The organism is Thauera phenylacetica B4P (assembly GCF_000310225.1).
GTDB classification, from domain to species: domain Bacteria; phylum Pseudomonadota; class Gammaproteobacteria; order Burkholderiales; family Rhodocyclaceae; genus Thauera; species Thauera phenylacetica.
The window spans coordinates 1-1522 of sequence record NZ_AMXF01000441.1 but is presented as its reverse complement, the minus strand read 5'-3'; the positions used below and the strand labels follow the sequence as shown (position 1 = coordinate 1522).

General features: G+C 72.4%; 1 protein-coding gene. It reads right to left on the bottom strand.

The window, feature by feature from the left end:
* A partial coding sequence (locus C667_RS22850; RefSeq protein ID WP_004388322.1) for an ATP-dependent helicase occupies positions 1-1522 on the bottom strand: 1522 nt, incomplete at both ends.

Here is a 1522-nt window from a genome sequence, read left to right as displayed (position 1 = left end):
CCCCCCGCCGATAAAGGTATTCGCGCCTGCCGGCGCTCCTGCATGAGCTTCCGGAAGCGGCGCGGTTTCTGTAGGAGCGCCGGCAGGCGCGAACGCGGCGCTCGGGGCCTGCCCGCGCCTCGCCTCCCCTTCGCCCGTGTTCGCGGCTTCCGCCGCTCCTACATGCGCTGCACGCGCGGTGGCCTCTGTAGGAGCGCCGGCAGGCGCGAACACAACGGTCGGAGCTTCCTCCCGCCCGGCGAGCCGGTCGAGCAGCGTGGCGAACTCCAGCCAGCCCGCGCGCGCCGCCTCCGGCACCGGCTGATCGGCGAGCAGCGCGCAACCCGGCGGCGCCGCGCACACGTTTTCGAGCACGCGCCCGGCGGTCTTCGGGCCGATGCCGGCGAGGAGCTGGATGGCGCGGAAGCCGGCGATGCGGTCGCGCGGGTTCTCGGCCCAGCGCAGCAGCGCGAGCACGTCCTTGACGTGGGCGGCCTCGAGGAACTTGAGCCCGCCGTACTTCACGAAGGGAATATTGCGCCGGGTCAGCTCCAGCTCCAGGCGCGCGCTGTGCGCCGAGGCGCGGAACAGCACCGCCTGCTGCTTGAGCTTGAGCCCTTCCTCGCGGCGCGCCAGCACGCTGTCGACCACGAAGTCCGCCTGCGCAGCCTCGTCCTTCACGGTCACCAAACGCGGGCGCTGCGCCGAGGCGCGCTCGCTCCACAGGTTCTTGGCGAAGCGCTCGGCGGCGAGCGCGATCACCGCGTTGGCGGCGTCGAGGATGGGCTGGGTGGAGCGGTAGTTGCGCTCCAGCGTCACCACCCGCGCCGGCGGCGCGAAGGCCGCCGGGAAGTCGAGGATGTTGCGCACCGTGGCGCCGCGGAAGGCGTAGATCGACTGCGCGTCGTCGCCGACCACGGTCAGGCCGCGGCCGTCGGGCTTCATCGCGAGCAGGATCGTCGCCTGCAGCGCGTTGGTGTCCTGGTATTCATCGACCAGCACGTGGTCGAAGAGGCCGCCGATCTCGGCGCCGAGCCCGGCATCGGACACCATCTGCGCCCAGTACAGCAGCAGGTCGTCGTAGTCGAGCACCTGCTGCGCCTGCTTGGCCTCGACGTAGGCGCGGAACAGGCGCTTGAGCGCGTCCTCCCACTCCGCACACCACGGGAAGCTCGCCTGCAGCACCTCGGCGAGCGCGGCGCGCGTATTGACCACCGCCGAGTAGATCGCCAGGCAGGTGCCCTTCTGCGGAAAACGCTGCTTCGTCGCCGACAGCCCGAGCTCGTGGCGCACCAGGTTCATCAGGTCGGCGGAGTCCTCGCGGTCGTGGATGCTGAAGCCGGGGTCGAGCCCGATGCGGCCGGCGTAGTCGCGCAGCAGGCGTGCGCCGATGGCGTGGAAGGTCCCCGCCCACTGCAGCTCGGCGCACGCCAGGCCGGGGCGGTCGGCGGCGGCCTGCGCGAGGATGCGGCGCACGCGCCGGCCCATCTCGTCCGCCGCGCGGCGCGAGAAGGTCAGCAGCAGGATGCGCCCGGGGTCGGCG